Genomic DNA, 6,206 nt, shown 5'->3' with positions numbered 1-6,206 from the left:
CCTCACCCTGCCCTGTCGGGCATCCCTCTCCTTATTAAGGAGAGGGAAAGATTTTAGCGCAGCTAAAAGCGAGGGTGAGGTCAAATCAACATGGATAAAACGAATCCATCTTCGGCTATGCAGTTCTGAACGTTATATATACCGCGAAGTTCAAACACTCGTCAGCGAGTCTCAAACACTGGTCGCTGAGTGTTTAGCGTACCGCTTAACCTTCAAAACACTCGCTACAAATTAAGATTTCCAGTCATTCACCAACTAAATACCTTTTACCACCAGTTGCGCTGTCATGAAGCTGAATTTATCTGCGCACACCTATTGCATTATTCATAGAATAGCATAAAATCTAAATTTTTTGTAGGCGATCGCCCTTGACTTACGACAACACCTGTAAATACCTTGCGGAAAACTACCCAGCCGATTTTGCCAGATGGTTACTCGCGTCCGACACCTCAGATATCGAGGTACTAAAAACCGAACTCAACCTAGAACCAATTCGCGCAGACTCACTTACCTTCCTGCAAATTTCCAACCAAATCCTGCATTTAGAGTTTCAAACTTCACCAAAATCCACGCCTCCACTCGACTTCCGGATGCTGGATTACTACACAAGATTGAAACGACAATACTGGTGCGATATTGAGCAAGTGTTGATTTTCTTACAAGCCACTTCCTCAGAAATCGTTTTTAACACTCAGTATGTAGACAAGAAAACCAGACACGAGTATCGAGTGATTCGTTTATGGGAAGAAGATCCAACACCACTGCTAGCTAACCCCGCACTTCTACCACTGGCGACATTGGCGAGAACCGACTCACCCCAAGACTTATTAGAACAAGTCGCCGCTGCTGTCGATATGATTGAGTCAAGGGAAGAACGACAGAATATATCAGCTTGCGTACAGGTTTTAGCTGGTTTGAGGTTTCCAAAAAATTTGATGAGACAGCTATTTAGAGAGGAAATTATGCAAGAATCTGTGATTTACCAAGACATTTTGCAAAAGGGAAAAGAACAAGGAAAGAAACAGGAGGCGCTAGAACTGATTTTACGTCTTTTGACACGTCGGTTTGGTGTAATTGAGTCGGAGGTACAACAGCAGATTCGCAGTTTATCTATTACTCAGTTAGAGGAGTTAGCTGAGGCGCTGTTGGATTTCTCTAATCCCAGCGATTTAGTCAATTACCTGGGGAATATCTCCTAAATCATAAGCCCTACAGGCACGAGAAAGAAGATCCCCGACTTCTCAATACCGTCCCGATAAGATCCCCCCGCCAGCGGCGATCCCCTTAAAAACGGGGTGAATGGCTAAAATAGCCCCCCTTTTTAAGGGGGGTTGGAGGGATCTCCTTTGAGATAACCTCCTTAAGCGAACCGTATTGCCCGACAAGTTTTGCGAAGTCGGGGATCTTAATTTTTGAATTTGGGATCGCAACTGGGAATAATAAATAAGGTTCTTTGCTTCCTATAGTTGGTGAACCAAAATCCGAGTAAATTATTCCCCTACATCTGTCAACACTTGATTACTAATCCTGTGTTTGCCGGTACAGATGTGGGGGATTTTTTTCTCAGAAATTGTTAAAAATTATTACAATATTTTGCCCAACTCTATTGGTAAGACGCTTAATTTAGCTTTTCAATTAAGATATAAAACTCATATTTGATTTTTGACGAAGCTAGCTACATTTGATGTTAAGCGTTAAGAGTTAAGCGTTCCCTCTTAAAAATCTTCACGAGTAAGTTCATAAATCAAACCGGATTCCTATATTGCTTTTCTTTACTCTTGCGTAAATAACATACCTTGGAACGATATGTATGTAGCAGCGTTCTTCACCGGGGATTTCATATGAGGCGCACCAACCACAATCTAGACGACTTTGCTTTAACGTTGCCTATTACTCAAGCAGCGTGTAGAACTGCCCAGCAGTTTGCCAATCAGCAACCAACTCCTGAAAAAGCCGAACAAGTCCGACTAAATACGCTTTGTGTATGGGTGGTAAATGAATACTTGGAAATGATGGATATTCCCACTCAGTTAACAGAATGTAACAGTTGGAACTCTATTATGCGTCTATGTAGTGATGTAGCAGACTTAGAGTTGCCGGGAATCGGGCGTTTAGAGTGTCGTTCCGTGCGTTTGGCGCAAGAAACATGTTACATTCCCCCAGAAACTTGGGAAGAACGAGTGGCTTATGTCGTTGTCCAAATAGATGAATCGCTTCAGCAAGCAAAGTTACTAGGGTTTGTTCGTAATGTGGCAACTGAAGAATTACTTTTAAGTCAACTGCAACCCTTAGAAGATTTTATCGAATATCTCGCACAGCTGCGACAAACACCGAGCAGGACATTGGTGAATTTGAGCCAGTGGTTGGTTGGAATCTTCGATGCTGGTTGGCAAACAGTTGAATCTTTGTGGAATCAGCCGGAAATTAGACCAGGTTATGCTTTTCGCAATGGTGAGACGCTTGTGCAAAACGATCCTAACAAAACACAAGCACTTACCAGACGGGCAAAGTTGATTGATTTAGGAATCCAAATTGCCAATCAACCCGTCATATTAATTGTCGAAATTCGACCAAAAACTGATCAACAAACTGGCGTTCGTCTTCAGTTGCATCCTACAGGTAATAAAATTTACCTTATACCAGGAGTACAACTGACGGTGCTAGATCAGTCTGGAACCGTTTTTCTGGAAGCTCAAGCCAGAAGTGCAGATAATTACCTGCAATTACAGTTTAGAGGCGAACCTACAGAGCAATTTAGCGTTAAAGTATCATTGAATGATGCAAGTGTCACACAGAACTTTATCATTTAGTCAAAGCCCAAGAGTCAACACTTAAGGCTTCAATTGTTAAAAGTTATTCTGCTTCCCAACTTCGTGTACTTTTGCTTTAATTATGGGCAAGCTAGTGGTTCTGAAATTTGCAGATGGTAGCTTTGAGCAGGGGTTTGCCGTAACGCTACAAATCGGTGAAGAAGGTGAGCGTCCCTCAACTGAAATCACGGGTAAGTTACCTGCAGCAGGAGAAATGCCACTGTACTATAGCCACTGGCAGTCTAGCTATCTCAGATTGGGGAATAGTTATCGTTTGTCTGCTGATAAAATGCAGGTGACAAATGTGTCCATCACCCAAGACTGTGACAATATTGCTCATATTTTGCGATCGCGCTTCAACACGTGGCTACGAACAGAAGAATTTCGTCCCATCCGCGAGAAATGGCTAGAAAAATTATTGCCTACGGATGAAGTACGGGTGATTTTACAAACCGAACATACTCAGTTACAACTTTTACCTTGGCATTTGTGGGATTTACTAGAACGATATCCAAAAGCTGAATTTGCCCTAGCGTCGCCTACATACGAAAAGATATCTTCCCAAAAAACATTTAATAACAAAGTTCGTATTTTAGCCATTGTTGGCAATAGTCAGGGGATTGACACAGAAGTTGACCGTGCTTTGCTGCAACAGCTAACAGATGCAGATGTTACGTTTTTGGTGGAACCTGAACGCAAAGAATTGACTGACTTTCTGTGGGGTAACAGCTGGGATATTCTTTTCTTTGCTGGACACAGTTCGAGTCATGGCAAAGATGGATCTGGGCGAATCTACCTGAATAAAACCGATAGTCTGACCATCAGCGAATTACGCTATGCTCTGAGAAAAACTGTGGAACGTGGACTGCAACTGGCAATCTTCAACTCCTGCGATGGGCTGGGACTGGCGCGAGAACTGGCTGATTTGCAAATTCCGCAGATGATTGTTATGCGCGAACCCGTTCCAGACTTAGTTGCACAGGAATTTTTGAAGTATTTTCTACAAGGGTTTGCTGGGGGTGAGTGCTTTTATCAAGCAGTGCGGGAAGCACGGGAACGGTTGCAAGGTCTTGAGGACAAGTTTCCCTGCGCGACTTGGTTACCAGTCATTTGTCAAAATCTCGCACAAATTCCTCCTACTTGGCTCAAGATTACGGGTAAGGTTGAGGTGGAAGTGCCCAGACCATTAGAGCGATCGCCTGTTTGCCCAACGCTTCCACCCAGATTTGCAGTAGCATTGTTGTCCTCAGTGGTGATCACTGCCCTAGTTTGTGGACTAAAGTTTTTGGGGTTACTGCAAATGAGTGAACTCCAAGCTTTTGACCAGATGATGCGTCTACGTTCCCTGATCTTCCACGAGGAAAGCGATCCACGCCTGCTGGTGGTAGCAATTGATGATGCAGATATTGATGCTCAACGGCAAAGGGGCGAGGATGTAAATGGAAAATCCCTTTCAGATATCTCTCTCAATAAACTTTTGGATAAACTTCAGAAGTACGAACCCCGCGCTATTGGCTTGGATATCTATCGAGATTTTAAAGCGCAAGACCCAAATTTAATTCCTCGTCTCAAACAAACTGAAAATTTGATTGGGGTTTGTAAGCACAGTGATGCTGCAATACCTGTTAAGAGTATTACGCCGCCACCGGAAATCCCAAAAGAACGCCTGGGATTTAGCGACTTTATTCATGATCCTGATGGCGTGGTACGGCGACATCTGTTGTTTATGGGACAGGAGGCTGTCTCTGGGTGTCCTGCTGATTATGCATTCAGTGCACAGCTAGCATTTCGTTATTTGCTTGCCGATAAGGGAATTCAACCAAAGTTTACCACACAAGGAGATTTACAGCTTGGCAATACTGTTTTTCCTGGTTTGAACTCTCACAGTGGCGGATATCAAGGCATTGATGCCAATGGTGGTCAAATTTTGTTGAATTATCGTTCCTCACAGAACATTGCTGAACAAGTAACGCTGACACAAGTTTTATCAAATCAGGTTAATCCAGATGCGATCAAAAACCGAATTGTCCTGATTGGTGTTGTATCTAAAGGAGAGCGTAGTGACTATTGGGGCACACCATATGAAAATCAGTTTGATCAGCGAATGTCAGGATTGCTTGTACAAGCACAAATGGTCAGCCAACTCCTCAGCGCTGTCCTCGATAAACGTCCTTTGTTGCAAGTTTGGTCATTGTGGGGTGAGGTGATCTGGATTTGCAGTGCTTCTGTGGTAGGAGCAGTTCTTCCTTGGCGGGTGCGTTTACTCCCCAGATTGACACTTTTTGTCTTTGTCTGTTGTGGAGTTCTCTACGTTTTGTGCTTTGGTCTACTTATCCAAGGATATTGGGTGCCGTTTGTACCTTCAGCCTTGGCACTTGTCGGAACAATGAGTATCGTTTTATTTCAAAATTCGAGATTATTCATAGTTAACAGTTAACACTCAACAGTTAAGAGTGATTTATGAAAATGATTTTACAACCGATGAAACTGTTGTTGGCAGTTGTACTGGGGTACTTAAGTTTGCTCCCTAGCACAACATCGGCGATCGCTCAGTCTGCATCACAATCAAAACCCTTAACAACAACCTCTTCTCGTAAGCAGCCTCTGCGCCTTGTGCTACCTCCACTTCCGCCAGGACAACCTCCTGGTGGTCGTCGGTATGGGGGAGCCAGTCGCGGTCAGTGTCCAGTTGCTAAACCTGGACTCACGGCTTTAGTTCCTTTGATTGAGCAACCAACTTCGGTGATGAATGTTTGGGGACAAACCACAGCAGAACGCCCAACTTTCTGGTTCTACACACCTTATGCCAAAGGTTCTGCCTACCCCGCTGATTTTGTGTTGCTTGATGCAGAATCAAATCTAGTCTACCGACAGGATATTACTTTACCAACTGAACCTGGAGTCATGAGCGTTTCTTTACCTACTAGTGTTTCTCCACTGACTACAGACAAACAGTACCGCTGGTTCTTAAATGTGTACTGCGATAGCCCTTTGGGCGGCTCCCTTACGGAGCATCGCCAAAAGCAACAAAGCCCAATTTATGTTGAAGGAGTCATACAACGAGTTAACTTAAAGGCGGCGATCGTCCAACAAATCAAGCAGGCACAGCCAAGACAGCAAGTTGCTATCTATGCGAGCAATGGAATATGGTATGAAGCATTAACAACTGTGGCACAATTGCGTCAAAAAAATCCCCAAGATGTGACTCTTGAGCAAGAGTGGCAGGCTTTGCTTTCTAGTATCGGCTTAGGTGATTTTGCTAGCAAACCGCTGATTTCCAACTAATTTTAGTAGGACTTACGCAGGCGCTACTAAAAACAGTAGGTTGCGATCTGCGCTTTGCGCAGCAGCGTTTGCGCAGCGCCAAAGTCTGCCGGGGGGATACTCCCCCCGGCG

The 6,206-nt window shown here is 44.0% G+C and carries 5 protein-coding genes; all 5 read left to right on the top strand.

The window, feature by feature from the left end; genetic code table 11:
• On the top strand, positions 1–235 hold a 235-nt coding region (locus tag AC5590_RS12945; protein ID WP_211178780.1), incomplete at its 5' end, for a hypothetical protein.
• A gap of 133 nt (positions 236–368) precedes the next feature.
• Positions 369–1,199, top strand: coding sequence for a DUF4351 domain-containing protein (locus AC5590_RS12940; RefSeq protein WP_169268794.1), 831 nt, complete (start codon positions 369–371; stop codon positions 1,197–1,199).
• A gap of 642 nt (positions 1,200–1,841) precedes the next feature.
• Positions 1,842–2,810: a DUF1822 family protein gene (locus AC5590_RS12935; RefSeq protein WP_169268793.1), complete on the top strand. Its 969-nt coding sequence runs from the start codon at positions 1,842–1,844 to the stop codon at positions 2,808–2,810.
• Between the two features lie 82 nt (positions 2,811–2,892).
• Positions 2,893–5,247, top strand: coding sequence for a CHASE2 domain-containing protein (locus tag AC5590_RS12930; protein WP_169268792.1), 2,355 nt, complete (start codon positions 2,893–2,895; stop codon positions 5,245–5,247).
• A gap of 23 nt (positions 5,248–5,270) precedes the next feature.
• Positions 5,271–6,095, top strand: a complete 825-nt coding sequence (locus AC5590_RS12925) for a DUF928 domain-containing protein (protein ID WP_169268791.1) — start codon at positions 5,271–5,273, stop codon at positions 6,093–6,095.
• The last annotated feature ends 111 nt before the right edge of the window (positions 6,096–6,206 follow it).

This window comes from Brasilonema octagenarum UFV-OR1, from assembly GCF_963888615.1.
Taxonomy (GTDB): domain Bacteria; phylum Cyanobacteriota; class Cyanobacteriia; order Cyanobacteriales; family Nostocaceae; genus Brasilonema; species Brasilonema sennae.
Note: the sequence above shows the minus strand (reverse complement) of the source record. Positions and strands in the feature narration are given on the sequence as shown.

What these genes read in the sequence shown, in the direction of transcription:
- AC5590_RS12930 (WP_169268792.1), top strand. Translation starts at nt 2,893, where the DNA reads ATGGGCAAGCTAGTGGTTCTGAAATTTGCAGATGGTAGCTTTGAGCAG.
- AC5590_RS12935 (WP_169268793.1), top strand. Translation starts at nt 1,842, where the DNA reads ATGAGGCGCACCAACCACAATCTAGACGACTTTGCTTTAACGTTGCCT.
- AC5590_RS12925 (WP_169268791.1), top strand. Translation starts at nt 5,271, where the DNA reads ATGAAAATGATTTTACAACCGATGAAACTGTTGTTGGCAGTTGTACTG.